General features: G+C 47.8%; 13 protein-coding genes and 1 pseudogene. 6 read left to right on the top strand and 8 right to left on the bottom strand.

Annotation, left to right across the window (positions count from 1 at the left end; genetic code table 11):
- From IXB50_RS02775 to ychF, 5 genes are all read right to left on the bottom strand, one after another.
- Positions 1–1,362: a hypothetical protein gene (locus IXB50_RS02775; protein ID WP_215607396.1), complete on the bottom strand. Its 1,362-nt coding sequence runs from the start codon at positions 1,360–1,362 to the stop codon at positions 1–3.
- Between the two features lie 409 nt (positions 1,363–1,771).
- A complete protein-coding gene (locus tag IXB50_RS02770) occupies positions 1,772–3,016 on the bottom strand; it encodes a 4-hydroxy-3-methylbut-2-enyl diphosphate reductase (RefSeq protein ID WP_215607395.1) in 1,245 nt (414 codons plus the stop codon).
- 86 nt (positions 3,017–3,102) lie between these two features.
- The gene (locus IXB50_RS02765) at positions 3,103–3,948 is read right to left on the bottom strand and encodes a GDSL-type esterase/lipase family protein (RefSeq protein WP_326520711.1); all 846 of its coding nucleotides are present in this window, start codon (positions 3,946–3,948) and stop codon (positions 3,103–3,105) included.
- A 122-nt stretch (positions 3,949–4,070) separates the two neighbouring features.
- Positions 4,071–4,541 carry a VOC family protein gene (locus IXB50_RS02760; RefSeq protein ID WP_215607394.1) on the bottom strand — a complete coding sequence of 157 codons (471 nt, stop codon included), beginning with the start codon at positions 4,539–4,541 and terminating at the stop codon, positions 4,071–4,073.
- Between the two features lie 5 nt (positions 4,542–4,546).
- On the bottom strand, positions 4,547–5,638 hold the full coding sequence (ychF, locus tag IXB50_RS02755; RefSeq protein ID WP_215607393.1) for a redox-regulated ATPase YchF: 1,092 nt from the start codon (positions 5,636–5,638) through the stop codon (positions 4,547–4,549).
- Between the two features lie 337 nt (positions 5,639–5,975).
- Between ychF and IXB50_RS02750 the strand changes: the two genes are divergently transcribed.
- The 3 genes from IXB50_RS02750 to IXB50_RS02740 all read left to right on the top strand — a co-directional run bounded on the left by IXB50_RS02750 (position 5,976) and on the right by IXB50_RS02740 (position 7,760).
- Positions 5,976–6,581 (top strand): hypothetical protein, encoded by a 606-nt coding sequence (locus IXB50_RS02750; RefSeq protein ID WP_215607392.1) that lies wholly within the window; start codon positions 5,976–5,978, stop codon positions 6,579–6,581.
- Positions 6,582–6,722: 141 nt separating this feature from the next.
- Entirely contained in the window at positions 6,723–7,259 is a 537-nt protein-coding gene (locus IXB50_RS02745) for a thylakoid membrane photosystem I accumulation factor (protein WP_246564050.1), read from the top strand.
- A gap of 42 nt (positions 7,260–7,301) precedes the next feature.
- The gene (locus tag IXB50_RS02740) at positions 7,302–7,760 is read left to right on the top strand and encodes a TrmH family RNA methyltransferase (protein ID WP_215607390.1); all 459 of its coding nucleotides are present in this window, start codon (positions 7,302–7,304) and stop codon (positions 7,758–7,760) included.
- A 133-nt stretch (positions 7,761–7,893) separates the two neighbouring features.
- Here the strand turns inward: IXB50_RS02740 and minE are convergent.
- The 3 genes and pseudogenes from minE to minC all read right to left on the bottom strand — a co-directional run.
- Positions 7,894–8,151, bottom strand: a pseudogene (minE, locus tag IXB50_RS02735) (cell division topological specificity factor MinE); the annotation flags it as partial.
- 104 nt (positions 8,152–8,255) lie between these two features.
- Positions 8,256–9,050: a septum site-determining protein MinD gene (gene minD / locus IXB50_RS02730; RefSeq protein WP_215607432.1), complete on the bottom strand. Its 795-nt coding sequence runs from the start codon at positions 9,048–9,050 to the stop codon at positions 8,256–8,258.
- A gap of 147 nt (positions 9,051–9,197) precedes the next feature.
- Complete coding sequence (minC, locus tag IXB50_RS02725) at positions 9,198–10,226, bottom strand: septum site-determining protein MinC (protein WP_246564049.1); 1,029 nt, start codon at positions 10,224–10,226, stop codon at positions 9,198–9,200.
- Positions 10,227–10,798: 572 nt separating this feature from the next.
- Here minC and IXB50_RS02720 point away from each other — a divergent pair.
- The 3 genes from IXB50_RS02720 to IXB50_RS02710 all read left to right on the top strand — a co-directional run bounded on the left by IXB50_RS02720 (position 10,799) and on the right by IXB50_RS02710 (position 14,733).
- Positions 10,799–12,859, top strand: coding sequence for a substrate-binding domain-containing protein (locus IXB50_RS02720; protein WP_215607388.1), 2,061 nt, complete (start codon positions 10,799–10,801; stop codon positions 12,857–12,859).
- A gap of 25 nt (positions 12,860–12,884) precedes the next feature.
- Positions 12,885–13,868: a tRNA lysidine(34) synthetase TilS gene (tilS, locus tag IXB50_RS02715; RefSeq protein WP_215607430.1), complete on the top strand. Its 984-nt coding sequence runs from the start codon at positions 12,885–12,887 to the stop codon at positions 13,866–13,868.
- A gap of 82 nt (positions 13,869–13,950) precedes the next feature.
- Positions 13,951–14,733, top strand: a complete 783-nt coding sequence (locus IXB50_RS02710) for a tetratricopeptide repeat protein (RefSeq protein WP_215607387.1) — start codon at positions 13,951–13,953, stop codon at positions 14,731–14,733.
- The last annotated feature ends 452 nt before the right edge of the window (positions 14,734–15,185 follow it).

Below are 15,185 nucleotides of genomic sequence, written 5' to 3'. Positions count from 1 at the left end.
CTAACTCGCGATTGCTTCTGGCATATTAGGTGAGATCGTTGCAATTTCTGAGGATACTTGCGCCACTCGTATAGGTTTCTCTTGCCGGACTTGACTGCGAAAATTAGCCGCCATTTCCTCTAAGTGATGGTCGCGTAGTTGTGAGAAAATTCGGTAAGTACTGAGGGGTGAAGCGGTTGGTGCTTCAGTAGAAACCTGGACTAGGTTATAGAGTGTGCCGCTGGCATAGACGGCGAACGTGATACGAAACACTTCGAAGAAGTTAATGACCCAGCGACAGTCCTCCTCTGAATAGGCCTCATAGTAGCGAATTAAGCTAGCGATACGTAGCTCTAGATGAGACTGAACATGGGGGCAAAACAGCGCAATTTTGAGTAACAGAATTACTAGTACAAGTGGGTTCCCCTGGGCTAGAAACATACTGAACAAGATTGAAGGCTCCTCTCCATCTTCGGAGGTAAAGCAATCAACGACCCGTTTGCAAGTTCTCAAAATTAAGGCTTCTGTAATCAGCTCGGGGTTGTGATTGTTATACAGCCTCAGCACTGAGTTAGGTAGTTTGTCTTTGAGAGTATGGGTGATCGGGCTATTGGGTAAGGCATAGACCAAGTAATGTAAGAGCGCTCGCTTAAAGTCCCAATAGTTAAGTTGATCGCATTGCTTGCGCAGCAAATTTGCCAGATTTTCGTAGCCAAACCTGCCAGGCTGCAGCAATAGCATTTTGATTAAATTAATTGCGGCTTCTCCTAGTACCGTTGGGTTATCAACGGTGGTTGCAGGAACTTCCATCTGTGATTTGGCCGTGTACATAGCCAAATCAAATCGAAATTTAGATTTAAGCTGTGATGATAAGCTCCGAGCTGCTTCACGCTGCTCTAAGGGATTATTTAGATTGAGATATTGAGGCGTTAATAGGTAGGACGTATAGCGACTGCTCCAATGCTCTTGTTGCTCATAGCGAGCGGCAAATAGCTTTAGGTCTTGAAAGTCAGAGCTTTTAATAAAGTCCTGCATCCAACCGCGCAAGCGCTTGAGAATAACTGAAACCCCTGGTCTCATCAAAATCTGCTTATCAAACATTTTGATAAGGGATTTGATGGCTTCAGGCCGACGTTGAATGCCCCAGTTATTGATCAATATGTAGCAAACACGTTTTAGTGTGAAGAGGAATTGCTGCTCGCTATTGGCAATAACGATGGAATAAAGAGCAACTGGAAGTTCTGACTCGGTGGATGATTCGGTGTAATCCACAAATAAACGACGGAATGTAGACAAGACGACATCTACAGGCTCGGTTTGAACACTGTATAGAAAGAAGTCGTACAAAATATGCTGGGCGTTCTGGATATCTGTGCGAGCCATATTCACCAGGAACTCAATCAGGAACTTAATATTGTCAGCTAAGTCTACCTACTAAAGAATCAATGATTTTCGGATTGAATGGCACCCGTAGCTCTACTGAAGCAGCGTCAAAGTCATTAATTAACCAGACAACCGATGCTGACGACGCAATGTCACAAGCTGTGTCTCTGGTTAGGCAGCATCTGGACCGTTAGCCCATTGCTCTACAGATAGCATCTATCTGCTGACTGTTGGCTGTTAAGAGCGAGGAATTCAAAAACGTCAAATATTAAAAAGCAGAAACATTTGCCTATATCGTTAGGATTCAGGCAAACGTCAAATTTTTTCCTCCATCCTACTATTTAAGAGAAAAATCTTGTCCGTCGCCACTAAGGACACATACTGCTACCTATGGTTGTCTTATTCACTATTAGACAGCTGCAGGTGTTAGTAATGCTTGTTTGAGTTGAAAGATGCGCTGAATTACTTGAGCCACGGATTTATCAGGTGTTGAGGCCCCTGAGGTGATGCCGATCACAATTTTGCCGGTTGGTAGCCAGTTGGTGGAGACAGTGATATCTGCATGTAACGGTTTATGCTCGATCTGATTGTTAGGTCCTAGACGTTGAGGTCCGTCGATGTGATAGGACGGGATACCTCGTTCAATGGCGATTTCTTGTAGGTGGGTGGTGTTGGAGGAGTTAAATCCGCCGATGACGACCATGAGATCCATGTTCATATCGACTAGTTCAAACATGGCATCTTGCCGTTCCTGGGTAGCATCGCAGATGGTGTTAAAGCTGGAAAAATGCTCATTAACGTCTTGGGGGCCATATTTTTTTAGCATGGTTCGCTCTAGCAGCTTCCCAATTTGCTCTGTTTCACCTTTGAGCATGGTGGTTTGATTAGCAATACCAACTGCTTCCAGGTCTTTATCAGGATCAAAGCCTGCGGAAGATGCGTTGCTAAACTTGGTCAGAAACTCGTTGCGTTTGCGTAGCCTCTCTTCTGGAGAATCGCCACCGTTCAGAATGTAGTCAGCAACATACCTTGCTTCGTCTAAATTGAGGACCACCAGATACTTGTCTGCAAAGGATTTGGTGGCAACGGTCTCTTCATGTTTGGACTTACCGTGGATGATGGAGGTAAAGTCTTTTTTCTTGTGCTTTTCTACGGTGGTCCATACCTTGGATACCCAAGGACAGGTGGTATCAACAATGGTGCAGCCTTTGTCAGTGAGCAGTTTCATCTCTTCAACACTGGCACCAAAGGCAGGCAAAATCACGACATCTCCCTGCTCGACGACAGAAAAGTCCTTGATGCCATTCATAACCTGGATAAACTGCACGTTCATTTCCTGGAGCCGCTGGTTTACACCTGGGTTATGAATAATTTCATTGGTGATCCAAATCCGCTGGTTAGGAAAATGCTGCCTTGCTTCATAGGCCATAGCAATGGCACGTTCCACACCCCAGCAAAAACCAAAGTCCTTGGCGAGCTTAATCGTTACATCACCCTGGGTGTATGAAGATCCTTGATCACGAATGGTTTGAATCAGGTCGCTTTGATATTCATCACTCATCTGAGCTGCGACCTGTTCTTTTTCGCCAAAGCCCTGATTGCGGTAGTAGTGGTCAGACTGATTGAGGCTACGGCGAAATGCTCTGGTATCCATTGGTTTTATTAAAGAGGCCTAAGGCAGAGGATATACCTAGTGTACCGAAGATGGCCAGTGGATTGGCCAGCGGCCATTACTCTTTTCTATGGCAACTCTAGTTGACTGTAGAGTGAGATCGCAGCCCGCCAGACCAGGTAACCCTCCCGATTAAGATGGAGGCCATCGGTGGTTAAGTCTGGACGCAGCTTTCCTTCACCATTGGAAAAAATTGGGTATAGTTCCAGATAATGAGCATCGTACTCTTGTGCGATTTCCTGTAAGGATTGATTCATCGCCCGGATGCGCTCGTTCGGTAGATTGAGCAACAGCTCACGGCTTTCCCAATTGGATGTTTCTGCACCATGGGGCAAAATTGACTGGACCACCACTTGTGTATTGGGATGCTGCGTCACTAGGTAATCCATAATTTCACGATAGTTGGCCAACACCTGTTGATCGCTTTGGCCCCAGATCAAGTCATTAATGCCGATCATTAAAAATATCGTGTCTACATCGGCCACATCGAGCAGATGCAGCCTGGTCAGAAGGCTATGGGTTTTTTCTCCAGAGATGCCTTGATTCATCCACACCCGTTGACCTGGCAAGAGTTCGGCAGGAAACCATAAACTCAGGGAATCTCCTAGCAGAATGGTCAAATGATCTGGATTTTTAGCGGCCATGGTCGCTATTTCTTGGCCCAGTAAGGTGACCCATTGCTGATAATTTAATCGCTGCCGGGTTCCCACTGTTGGGAATTTTGGGTTGAGATCAGCTGCTTCAGGGTTTGTGGCATAGGCTGCATTGGCTTGGGGGAGGACCGTTGGATCACCACCATCCGATTTTTCTTGCCATACGACCAAGAGTGCGATGAATAGAACCCCATTCATCATCAGTGAAAGGGTTGCCCATGAGGGAATGGTGAATGGATATTTGAGAAACCGATTAATCACAGCATCTGATGCCAGCGTGCAAGGCGTTGGACCGATTCTAATAGGATCTGCCGTGGATGGATAGTCTCTACTCGTAGATTTTTGTGTTGGAACCGGGAGGATCGCGGCCAGTACTAAGAGATTTAGGATGTAGAGGACCGTTGCACTTCGTAAAGCACGATCAGGTGACCATCAAAGTCGCAAACAGCCTGTTCTGTAAAGGTGAGATTAGGTGGAGTGGAAAATGAGCTGGCTGTGATCGGGCACAGGCCTAATGTCGCTAGCTGTGGTAGGACAGATGCTAGCGAGGGGACTCGAATAACTGTTGCGCCGCGATGAGGTTTGGGTGGAGGTGGCAAAGGGCTTCCTTTGACCTCAGTTAGGGCGAGGGCGCGGGGTTCCTCTTGGGTGCTGAGGGCTGCGAAACGCAGCTGCGCTGCCGCCGGTAGCTGAAAGACTGGATATAGGTAGGAGTCAGGATCGGCGTTGCCGACATAGTCGAGCTTAAAGCCCAAGCAGTCACGATATAAGGTTAATGAGCGTTCTAGATCGGCTACCAATAAGCAGGGCCGTTTGAGGTGGAGGCTTGAGGGGATTGGATTGTTCGTCTGCATGTTGACTAGACGTTGAATCTAAAGAGCATCACATCACCTTCTTGCACGGTATAGTCTTTGCCTTCACTACGAACTAAGCCTTTTTCTTTCGCCGCGTTCAGGGAGCCATATTCCACCAAGTCCTCATAGGTAATGGTTTCTGCTCGGATAAAGCCGCGTTCAAAGTCTGTGTGAATGACGCCTGCCGCTTGAGGTGCTGACATACCTGCAATGATGGTCCAGGCGCGAGTTTCCTTGGGACCCGTGGTGAAGTATGTGCGTAAACCCAGCAGGTCATAAGTGGCACGAATTAGCGACTTGAGGCCCCCTTCCTGGACACCAAGGGCTTCTAAAAAATCAGTACGCTCATCTGCGGGGAGTTCTAGGAGCTCTGCTTCAACCTGGGCTGAAATCGTGACTACCTGAGCGTCTTCTGCTGTTGCTAAGGTTTTGACTTGCTCCACCCAGGCATTGCCTTCGGCCAACTCGTCTTCAGAGACGTTAGCTGCGTAAATGATGGGTTTGCGAGTGAGAAAACCCAAGGATTTAATTAGGAGTTCTTCTTCATCTTCTAGCTGAACGATGCGGGCTGATTTACCTTCTGCCAGCACGGGCTGAATTTTTTCAAGGACGGCTAGTTCTGCCTGAGCTTCAGGATCTCGCCGTGCCTGTTTACGCACCCGCTCCATGCGGCGTTCAATTTGGTCTAGATCGGCCAGTGCCAGTTCTAGATTAATAATTTCGGCGTCCCGTAGGGGGTCGATAGAGCCATCAACATGGATAATATCGTCGTTTTCAAAGCAGCGGACGACATGAACAATGGCATCGACTTCACGAATGTTAGCCAAAAATTGATTGCCCAGACCTTCTCCTTTGCTAGCGCCTTTCACCAAGCCAGCGATATCGACAAATTCAACTCGGGCAGGCACGATGTCATCGGATTGGGAAATTTCGGCCAGAATGCTCAGGCGGGAGTCAGGCACTGCAACCACGCCAACATTAGGTTCAATTGTGCAGAACGGAAAGTTTGCTGCTTGGGCTTTAGCATTTTCGACCAGCGCGTTAAAAAGTGTGGATTTGCCTACATTGGGGAGCCCAACGATTCCAGCTCTGAGCATGGCCTCTAATGTTTATGAAGAAATTTCCATAGTCCAGCATAGGTCAAAGCGATAACCTTGCGGTCTGAGAAAAGGAGTAATTGACTAGTATTCCAATCTAGAATCGTAGATTTTTTTGGATGAAGTTCAGTGTTGATAGAGATGTGGTTTATCCTTTGGCTACTTGGTGTCAGGCCAGTTCGTTAAAGAATAAGGCCCATGGTTAATGCCCATGCTGTTTTGGAAGATTTTGCTTCCCCTTATTTGGATGAGAGTCGATTTGATAAGACATCTCTGTTCTAAGAATGGGACTAACACTATAGAATGCCAGCAATTGCTTTGAAACCAGGATAAGTCAATGGTTTTTACGTTTAAGCGTCAGGGAATGATGGGTCCTTGGAAAAAATGGTTATTAGTCGCTGTCTCAGCCTGTTTATTGCTGGGGGCTTGCGATCGCTTTGGTGAACGTACCAAGGATGTGATTAATGCTATTTCTGTTCAAAATTTGAACAATGGCCAAACTCGCTTGACCAATGAAAATAGCGATGTGGAACTGACGCTACCCAACGGCTGGGTAGATGTGCAAAACCTGCGCCCTGATGCTGATCTGTATGTTGCGCACGAGGATAGAACCATGTATGTGATGGTTTTATCCGATCCCAAACGGTCCGAAGTGGGGACGTTCAGCTTGGCGAACAATTCAGATCAATATTTGAGCTTTTTGGATCGAGGGTTGACTCAGGAGCAGGCTGAAGTGCCGACAACGATGACGTCTCTCAATGGCCTCAACGCTTTGCAGTACGAGGTTCGTGGTCGTGTGGACAACTTGCCAATTGTTTATCTGCACACAACCGTGGAGGGCAATGAGAACTATTACCAGGTGGTGGGTTGGACGACGGTTGAAAAGTACGGTGCTGCCAAAGAGGAATTGCAAACCGTCATCCAGAGTTTTCGGGGGACCTAGTGGGAGATCAGGGCCGTTCTGTGGCGTAATGGTATTGGCGTAATTATTGTGAGCCACAATTAAATGGGCAGCATGGGCAGTTTTGGGTTCGGGCCGTTAAAGAGACATCGAACAATAAATCGATTGATATGCCGTTGGCTGATGGTTGGGGTTGCGATCGCAACTTTCTTGATTCCCACAGTCTGTTTCCCAAATGCTGCCTGGGCTGCTCTCAACGACGATAAATACGATGGCAACATCTTTGCCCTTTATGCTGGCAACGGAGCCATCGTGCCGCCACGGGTGAACCTGGCTCAGTCTCTCAAGCAAAAAAAGCCAACACTACTCTTTTTCTATGTTGATGATAGTAGTGACTGCAAAGAATACTCGTTTGTCATCTCTCAGCTTCAGGCTCCCTATGGTCGGGCTGCCAATTTTGTGCCGGTGATGGCTGATGCTGTTCCCTTGAAAGATGACTTTACCCCTAACGAACCCGGTTACTATTTCAAGGGCTCGGTACCGCAAACGCTAGTGTTTGATGGGAGTGGCAACGTTCGTTTCGATCGTACTGGAGCTGTCAGCTACGAGGAGATCGACGATGTCTTCCGAGAGGTCTTTGATCTTTTGCCTCGCGAAGAGTCCCAGGAACTGCGTCGTCGTCCAGTCAATGAATTGAATGTGGAACTGGTTCCAGATTAGAGCGTTTTATGGTGCCAGAGTCCTTGTATAAGGCCGTGAGTCATGAGCCTCAGACTACCTCTGACAGTTTGTGCGTCCTTGGTGGAGAAATCTGTCAACCAAGCTGCGCTCTGTCGTACCTGTGAGGTCCTGGGGGTCAATCGATTGGTTCTGCCTAGACCCAATGATTCTTGGGAGTTTCGGAAGATTACTGCATCGGCTCAGCAGTGGCAACGGTTAGAGTATTGTACGCCTGAGTATTTGCCCCAGTGGTTGGCTCAACAGCGGGACTATACCTGTGTCGCCTTGACTGTGCGTGGGAACACTCAGCCCCTAAGCAGTTATGTATTTTCGACGAAGACTATTTTGCTGCTGGGGCGAGAATTGACTGGTATTCCTCCAGAAATCTTGGCCCTGTGTGACGTAGCGATCACGATTATGCAATATGGTCGTGTGGAGTCGCTCAATGTGCAAACGGCGGGTGCAATTGCAATCTATGAATACAATCGCCAATGGCGATAGGCTAATCCAGTGGTATATCTGCTGTTTGTGATGCTTCCTCAACGATCTCATCAAGTTCTATGGCATCATCTTCGAGCTCAAGCTTGGAGTCCGTTGCTTCCTCAACAGGCGTATCAGGCTCTAACGGATTAGACCGGACCCGGCGAATCGGTAAATTTGCCATTAACGCCGTCATGCGTTGATCAGATTCGAGGGAAAATTCCAGACCATCAAGGTCGAGTTCGACATAGCGTGATACGACCTCCAAGATTTCTTGGCGTAGCTTTTCTAAGTTTTGGGGGGAAATATCCGAGCGGTCATGGGCCAAAACAAATCGTAGGCGCTGCTTAGCTGTGTCACGGCTAACCGGCTCACGGGAGCCAAAGAGTTTTTCGAGGAAGTCGCTAATCATGGTCGTTTCCGATAAGGCGGGGAGTAGTAAAAACGTTTGCGTTGCTGATGCAAGGAATCAGCAACGAGATAACGGTCGCCGCCCATCGACCGTCTGGCATAAACCTAGTTAAATAACTGACGTAGTTTTTTTAAAAAGCTATCTTTTGGCACACTCAAATCCATTAGCGGCACCTTTTCACCTTGTAAGCGACGAGCGATGTTGGAGACGGCGGTACCAGCCTGGGTTAGTTCTTTGCCTAAGATGAGTGGTTCGCCATTGTTCGTGGAGACCACCACCTGTTCGTCATCAGGAATGACCCCTAGGAGTGGAACGGCCAGAATATCTTGCACATCCTTGACTGACATCATTTGCTCAGCCTCTACCATGGCTGGCTTGAGACGATTGATTATCAAGCGCATGGCTTTGATGTCATTGGCTTCTAATAGGCCAATGACACGGTCAGCATCACGAACGGCAGAAATTTCAGGTGTGGTGACAATGATGGCTTCTCGTGCCGCTGCGATCGCATTGCGAAACCCCATCTCAATCCCAGCGGGGCTATCGATTAATACAAAGTTGTAGGCTTTCGTCAGGGCTCGGACCAACTTTTTCATCTGCTCTGGGGTAATTGATTCCTTGGAGCGATTTTGCGCAGCAGGGAGCAGGGCTAAATTTGGCTGGCGCTTGTCCTTGACCAGTGCCTGATCAAGGCGACATTCACCCGCTAGCACATCAAGGGCTGTGTAGACAATCCGATTCTCTAGCCCTAGCAGGAGGTCTAAGTTGCGTAACCCAAAGTCAGCATCAATTACTACGACGCGTTTGCCTGACTTGGCTAGGGCCATCCCCAGGTTGGCAGTACAGGTGGTTTTCCCAACGCCTCCCTTACCGGAGGTAACGACAATAATGCGGTTCATAGCCATGGATTAAATAGGCGATTGAGGACGGTGTTCGTGGTGGTGAGGTCTCAAGTAGGGCAATAATCGCATGTTGTGGGAAATTTGTATGGGGAATTCCCTAGAGAATTACAAAGAAAGCCCGAACAAAAGGCTGGAGCTTATACTTCAAGGTCCATTCAGGTGAATCTGGGCAAATTCAGATGCGATCGCAATGCGAATACCGCCTTTATTCACATAAGCCACTTCTGGTTGATACATAGCAGGAGGCTTCTCAGGGGCTCTAGCGACATGATCCGCGATCCGTAGTTGAGTTGGTTGCATATGCAACGCCATGATTCGGCAGTCCTCATTTCCCTCAGCACCAGCATGGGCTAAACCACGCAAGCGACCCCAGACAAAGATATCGCCTGCTGCTATCAGAGAACCGCCTGGATTGACATCACCTAAAACGATAATGGAGCCCTGATGGCGAATTTCCACACCAGATCGAAGGGTCATTTGTAAATAGAGGGGAGTTTCTAACGCTTTGCCCTTGTCGTCGGTATCACTCAGATGTTCCAATTTGACCTGTTGTTCGACCGAATACCCCGATGTGGTCGCTGCGACAGCTGTTTGTCGTCGCTGGGTGTAGATGCGCTTCATCCGTAACTGAGCGGTCTGAAGAAGTTCGTCAATTTTTTGAAGCTGGCGACTATCCAGCAGCCGATCACGAGCAATTAAATGCACGGTCGTATTGGGTTGGAAAAAACGGTCTCCCGAGCTTAGCCGTATCGTCAGCTGCTGACACAGTTCTTCCCACTCCGTTGGGGTAAAGCTCTTTTCGGATGCTTGAGGCAGCAAGAGTAGAAGGCGTCCTTGCTCACTCTTAAAGGTAATTTGCTGCTTGGAAATACTTTCCTGGGTGTCTACATCGAGTTCGAGGGATGCAACATCTGCTAAGGGCAAAGACTCTTGCGCTTCATTCATGTCTTCCTCAAAAACATAGAGTTCTACATTTTTTGAAGCCTTTAAGCGGGCGGCTAAAAGGGAGCGGCTATTGGCAGATGTAGTATTCGTTGTCGAGGTAGGAGGCTTAGTCGGTTGCCCTGGGTTTTCGGTATCTGGCATAGCTGCATTGGCGATGCACGGCTCTGAGCTAGGTTGGCTTTTGGGTGCTTTTTTATCCGCTATCTTGTCGCCTGCGCCGTTATCCATATTGCAAGTGAACGTAGGAGTGCCACTGGAATGCTCTTAACCGCAGACAAAACGTTACTGTCTGTTCATTCACCGAAGAGCATAAACCACTATATAGCCAGACTCACTTTCTGATGAGTGCAAGTTTTTAACTATCGTCAGGTTTTTTGACGTCCGGCTGGCTGGCAAGAACGTTTAACAAAGCTTGAAATCTTATAGTTAACTGACTAATCTAGCCTAGGTTTTACAATTTTTGACGCTCTTAACCCAAAAAAAATCTGAAGTTCTCAGCTCAGCAATAGAATCAGTTCTACTGTAAGAGTGAAGTCGGCGATGCATATTTGCATCAACATATATCGTTTTAGGGATTAATCCAGGCCTGATAGAGCTTAGATCACTAAAATTTGGTAGCTATCGTCTAAATTCTCACTCTCTCTGGATATTTTTCCGCTTTTAAGGACGTTTTGCGTTGCTCCTTTTTTTCTACGGCGATAAGATTACTGGTGGTTTCTGATTCCACAGTTTTGCGGTATTTGTTTACGTCCTTTTCGGTTTTTGTTTAAACAGCTCTTGTTGATACGAGGTTTTCAATCATGCTTAAGCCCCGCTCTGCATTTTCCCTGGCTGCTACGGTTGCTTTGCTGTCAATAGTTGTTCACGGTCAGCCTTTTTCTTCCTCAATAGTTATTGCCGCTCCGGCTACTTTTGAAGTACCAGTTGGGGTTCCTACTGGCACAAGTGTTCGAGTGGGCAGTGGTTCTGATGCGATGAATGCTATCAGTGATGCGCTCAAGACTGGCTTTGAAGGCAAATTTAGTAATGCTGAAGTCAGTGTTGATGCTGTTGGGAGCGATCAGGCGATTCAGGCTTTAGTGCAGGATGATGTCGATTTGGCTGCTATTAGTCGGCCCTTAAGTGAGACTGAAGTTGCTCAAGGTCTTTCGGCTGAAAGCGTTAAGCGTATCAAGATTGCTGTAATTGTGGATGCTGATAACCCCTTTACCGGTAGTTTGACGGGTGAGCAGTTTGCCAAAATCTTCCGTGGTGAAATTACTGACTGGTCTGAAGTTGGTGGGCCTAGCGGTAAGATTCGTCTGGTTGATCGTCCTGATACCAGTGATACTCGCATTTCTTTGTCGGCATATCCCGTGTTTAAGTCTGCTGAGTTCACCACGGGTGATAGTGCTACTCAACTAAAGGCTGATAGTACGGCTGACATAATTAAGGAGCTCGGTTCTGACGGTATTAGTTACGCTCTATTTAGTGAGGTGGATGGCATTCCTGGGGTGCGTACATTATCTATGCACAGGACGCTACCCAGCGATTCTCGATATCCTTTTTCGCAGCCTTTTTCCTTCGCTTATAAGGGCGAAGCTTCTCCTGCTGTGGCAGCTTTTTTGGGGTATGCCGCTGGTGCGCCTGGTCAAGCAGTGTTGCGGTCTGCTAATCCTCTAGCGAATGTTGTTAGCACTGCTAGTAACACTGTTCAAGGTGCGACGGATGCTGCGGGTAAGGCTGTAAAAAGTGCCACAGATGCGGCTGGCAATGTGGTAGAGGGTGCGACGGATGCGACTGGTAATGCTGTAGAGGGTGCGACGGATGCTGCGGGTAATGCTGTAAAAGGTGCCACAGATGCGGCTGGCAATGCTGTAGAGGGTGCCACAGATGCTGCGGGTAATGTGGTAGAGGGGGTAACTGATGCGGCTGGTGAGGCGGCAAATCAAGTGGCTACTAGTGCTGATCAGGGTGTGAGTGATCGTAACCCCACAGCTACTAGTCGTAGCAACCTTTGGTGGTTGCTGCTGATTCCTGCAGCCTGTCTAGGATTAGTGATTTGGGGTTCTCGTCGTCGTAAGAATGACACAATAACTGATAGCACTACTGAGGATGGAGCAGATGTAGGCTTATCTGGTGTTAGTAAGGCAGGAGCTGGGGCGGCGGCTGGAGTCGCTACTGCTGGCGGTGCTGCATGGGCTGCGGCTAAGCAAGAGGGGGATGTTGCCAAAGGTAGTCTTGGTAATGTTGCTAAAGGTGGTCTTGGTGCTGTCAAAGATGGTGTTGATGGTATTGGTGACATGGCTAAGAGTGGCCTTGGCAATGCTGGCGATGCAGCTAAGAGTGGCCTTGGCAATGCTGGCGATGCAGCTAAGAGTGGCCTTGGTACGGTTAAGGATGGCCTTGGCAATGCTGGCGACATGGCTAAGAGCGGTCTGGGCAATGCTGGTGATGCAGCTAAAAGTGGCCTAGGTAATCTTCAGAGCGGTCTCGGTCATGTCGGTGATTCGGCAAAAGACGGTCTTGATGATATAAAGGGTGCTGCACAGCAAGGTGTCCAGAGCATGAAAGCTGGTCTAGACAATGCCGGTAATGCTGTTCAAGGTGGTATTAGCGGCGTTGGTGATGGCATCAAGGGTGGTCTTGGCAATGTCGAGAACACTATGCAAGGGGATACGGATGTTGTGACTGACAAACTCAGCGGCATGGCTGAGGGTAGTGGTAATGCTGCTAAAAATGCTGCCAATGATGCTGTTAAAGGTTCTCAATCTCTTTGGGAGCATGTACGTGATGGTGTCCGCCAGGCTGGTAACCAGGCTGACAATCTGAAGGACAAGGCATCTGATGTGGCTGACGATCTCAAAGATATCGGTAAGTAGATTAGGGCATGGATAGGCCATCATGATGTCTTGGACCCCTATCCATGCTCGGATTCATACATTGCTAAAGTCAAAAATCCTGCTTCCCAAGGGCACATCTATTTTGATGGCCGTGTCAGGGGGGCAGGATTCTTTGTGTATGGCCAAATTGCTGTTCGATCTGCGAGCAAGGTGGGGATGGCGCTTGGCCATAGTGCATTGTGATCATGGTTGGCGTCCCGACTCTGTTAAGAATGCCAACCATGTTTTCCAGTTAGCTCAGCAGTGGCAGGTGCTTTGTTTTGTTGAGAAAGCACAGAAGTTACCAACTACTGAAGCAGCGGCTCGTGACTGGCGCTATCGCGTTTTTGCAGACTTAGCTAGTACGCATAGCTATCAACATGTTGTGACTGGACATACTGCGACTGATCGGTCTGAGACAGTGCTGTATAACCTTCTGCGTGGTAGTGGAGCCGATGGTATTCAGGCTTTGAGTTGGCAGCGTCAGCTAAGTAAAGATCATCGGGACATCTGGGTAACCCGACCTCTACTGGAGTTGACCCGACAGGAGACAGGACATTTTTGTCACGATCTAGGACTATCGATCTGGCACGACAGTTCGAATGATGATTTGAACTACCGCCGCAATCGTATTCGTCAGGAGCTGATGCCTTATTTGCGATCGCACTTTAACCCCAATGTGGAAAACACCCTAGCCCAAACGGCCGAAATTTTTATGGCTGAGGTTGCCTATCTAGATGCCCAGACTGCTCAACTCTATGATGAGGTAGTCAAACCGTTGAGTGATGGGTGGTCTATCCACCGAGCCGTATTTAAGACTGCTCCTTTAGCGCTGCAAAGACGCGTAGTCCGTCGCTTACTCCAAACGGCCTTATCCAAGCAGCCAAACTTTGAACATATTGAGAAACTAGTCGCGTTGGTCGATGCACCTAATCGAGCACAGACCGATCCCTTTCCAGGTGGATGGATTGCTCGAGTGGAGCAAGACTGGATCAAATTGCAGATATAAAACGCAGGTATCTGGCCCGAGTGATGATCAATCCACTCTAAGCTAGAAGAGCTCCTATTTTTGTCTTTTTTGCGGGTCGGTTATGCGTTGGTTAATTGCAGTTGTGCTGGCGGCAGGGCTATGGCTTGTCCCTATGGCGATATCGCCAGCGTTGGCCGATACCTCGGCAGATATTGCCGGTCTGCGCAAGCAGGCATTTGCCCTTACCAGTAAAGGTAAGTTTGAGCAGGCAGAAGGGGTTTGGACACAACTGATTGATGCATTGCCTGATGAACCAGCTCTATGGAGCAATCGAGGAAATGTGCGGGTTAGCCAAAATAAGATTAAGGATGCGATTAGGGATTATGACCAAGCGATTGCCTTAGCTCCTTTACAATCAGACCCTTATCTCAATCGTGGTGCGGCCTATGAATCATTAAGCGACTGGCAAAACGCGATTGATGACTATAACCGAGTGCTGCAGTTAGCGCCTGACGATCCTGCAGCGTATAACAATCGTGGTAGTGCCAAAGGTGGGCAAGGAGACTGGAACGCGGCTCTCAAAGATTATGAAAAGTCGATCACGATCCAACCTAGTTTTTCCTTGGGATATGCCAACTATGGCATTGCCTTATTTGAGGTGGGGAATCATGCTAGATCATTGCAGATTCTGAAAAGTCTTGCCCGAAAATACCCTAACTATGCAGATGTCCGGGCTGCATTAACAGTAGTCCTATGGGAAACGGGCAATCGAGGAGAGGCTGAAAGTCAATGGGTGGCTGCTCGTGGACTAGATCGACGCTATACCGATCTTAACTGGGTACAGAATGTTAGACGCTGGCCCCCTTCCTTAGTCATTGGTCTAGAGCACTTTTTGAAACTCTGAGTTCTGAATAATTAGAAGATTTCATTCTTTAAGTATTAATACTCATCTGAAATTGTAAAAGACTTGGGCTCTATACATATATTTATGTTTCTTAGTGATTCTTAATGAATTTCTTGCATTGTTTGATTGAAAGATTTTCAGGTCAACAATAGTCATACCAATCGTTTGCACACGGTATATTTCAAGGTTGTTACCTGGCTGTGTTCGATTTCAGTCTTTCTACGATAGAACTTCATGGGGCTCCACTTGATACTTGTAAATCATTGATGTTTGAAGGGTGCTTTGAGTGGACATCATTGTTGAATTGATGGTGATTACGAAAAATAACCACATTCCCCTGTAGATAGTTTTTAATTGCTGGCTTGTTAGCATTGTCAAACATCTGGGACCAAGAATGGTCTGTAGTGCTCGTTGTGACGGTGGAAAAAATACGATCTCAAACGCTTGATTTG

The sequence above is a fragment of the Leptothoe spongobia TAU-MAC 1115 genome (genome assembly GCF_018739885.1).
Classification (GTDB): Bacteria; Cyanobacteriota; Cyanobacteriia; order Phormidesmidales; family Phormidesmidaceae; genus Leptothoe; species Leptothoe spongobia.
This window is presented reverse-complemented; position numbering and strand designations above follow the sequence as displayed.

Bases quoted from the DNA above. Each gene is read 5' to 3' on its own strand.
- IXB50_RS02710 (WP_215607387.1), top strand. From the start codon at position 13,951: ATGCGTTGGTTAATTGCAGTTGTGCTGGCGGCAGGGCTATGGCTTGTC.
- minD (WP_215607432.1), bottom strand. From the start codon at position 9,050: ATGAACCGCATTATTGTCGTTACCTCCGGTAAGGGAGGCGTTGGGAAA.
- IXB50_RS02770 (WP_215607395.1), bottom strand. From the start codon at position 3,016: ATGGATACCAGAGCATTTCGCCGTAGCCTCAATCAGTCTGACCACTAC.
- IXB50_RS02740 (WP_215607390.1), top strand. From the start codon at position 7,302: ATGAGCCTCAGACTACCTCTGACAGTTTGTGCGTCCTTGGTGGAGAAA.
- IXB50_RS02750 (WP_215607392.1), top strand. From the start codon at position 5,976: ATGGTTTTTACGTTTAAGCGTCAGGGAATGATGGGTCCTTGGAAAAAA.
- IXB50_RS02720 (WP_215607388.1), top strand. From the start codon at position 10,799: ATGCTTAAGCCCCGCTCTGCATTTTCCCTGGCTGCTACGGTTGCTTTG.
- IXB50_RS02760 (WP_215607394.1), bottom strand. From the start codon at position 4,541: ATGCAGACGAACAATCCAATCCCCTCAAGCCTCCACCTCAAACGGCCC.
- tilS (WP_215607430.1), top strand. From the start codon at position 12,885: ATGTCTTGGACCCCTATCCATGCTCGGATTCATACATTGCTAAAGTCA.
- ychF (WP_215607393.1), bottom strand. From the start codon at position 5,638: ATGCTCAGAGCTGGAATCGTTGGGCTCCCCAATGTAGGCAAATCCACA.
- IXB50_RS02775 (WP_215607396.1), bottom strand. From the start codon at position 1,362: ATGGCTCGCACAGATATCCAGAACGCCCAGCATATTTTGTACGACTTC.
- IXB50_RS02745 (WP_246564050.1), top strand. From the start codon at position 6,723: ATGGTTGGGGTTGCGATCGCAACTTTCTTGATTCCCACAGTCTGTTTC.
- minC (WP_246564049.1), bottom strand. From the start codon at position 10,226: ATGGATAACGGCGCAGGCGACAAGATAGCGGATAAAAAAGCACCCAAA.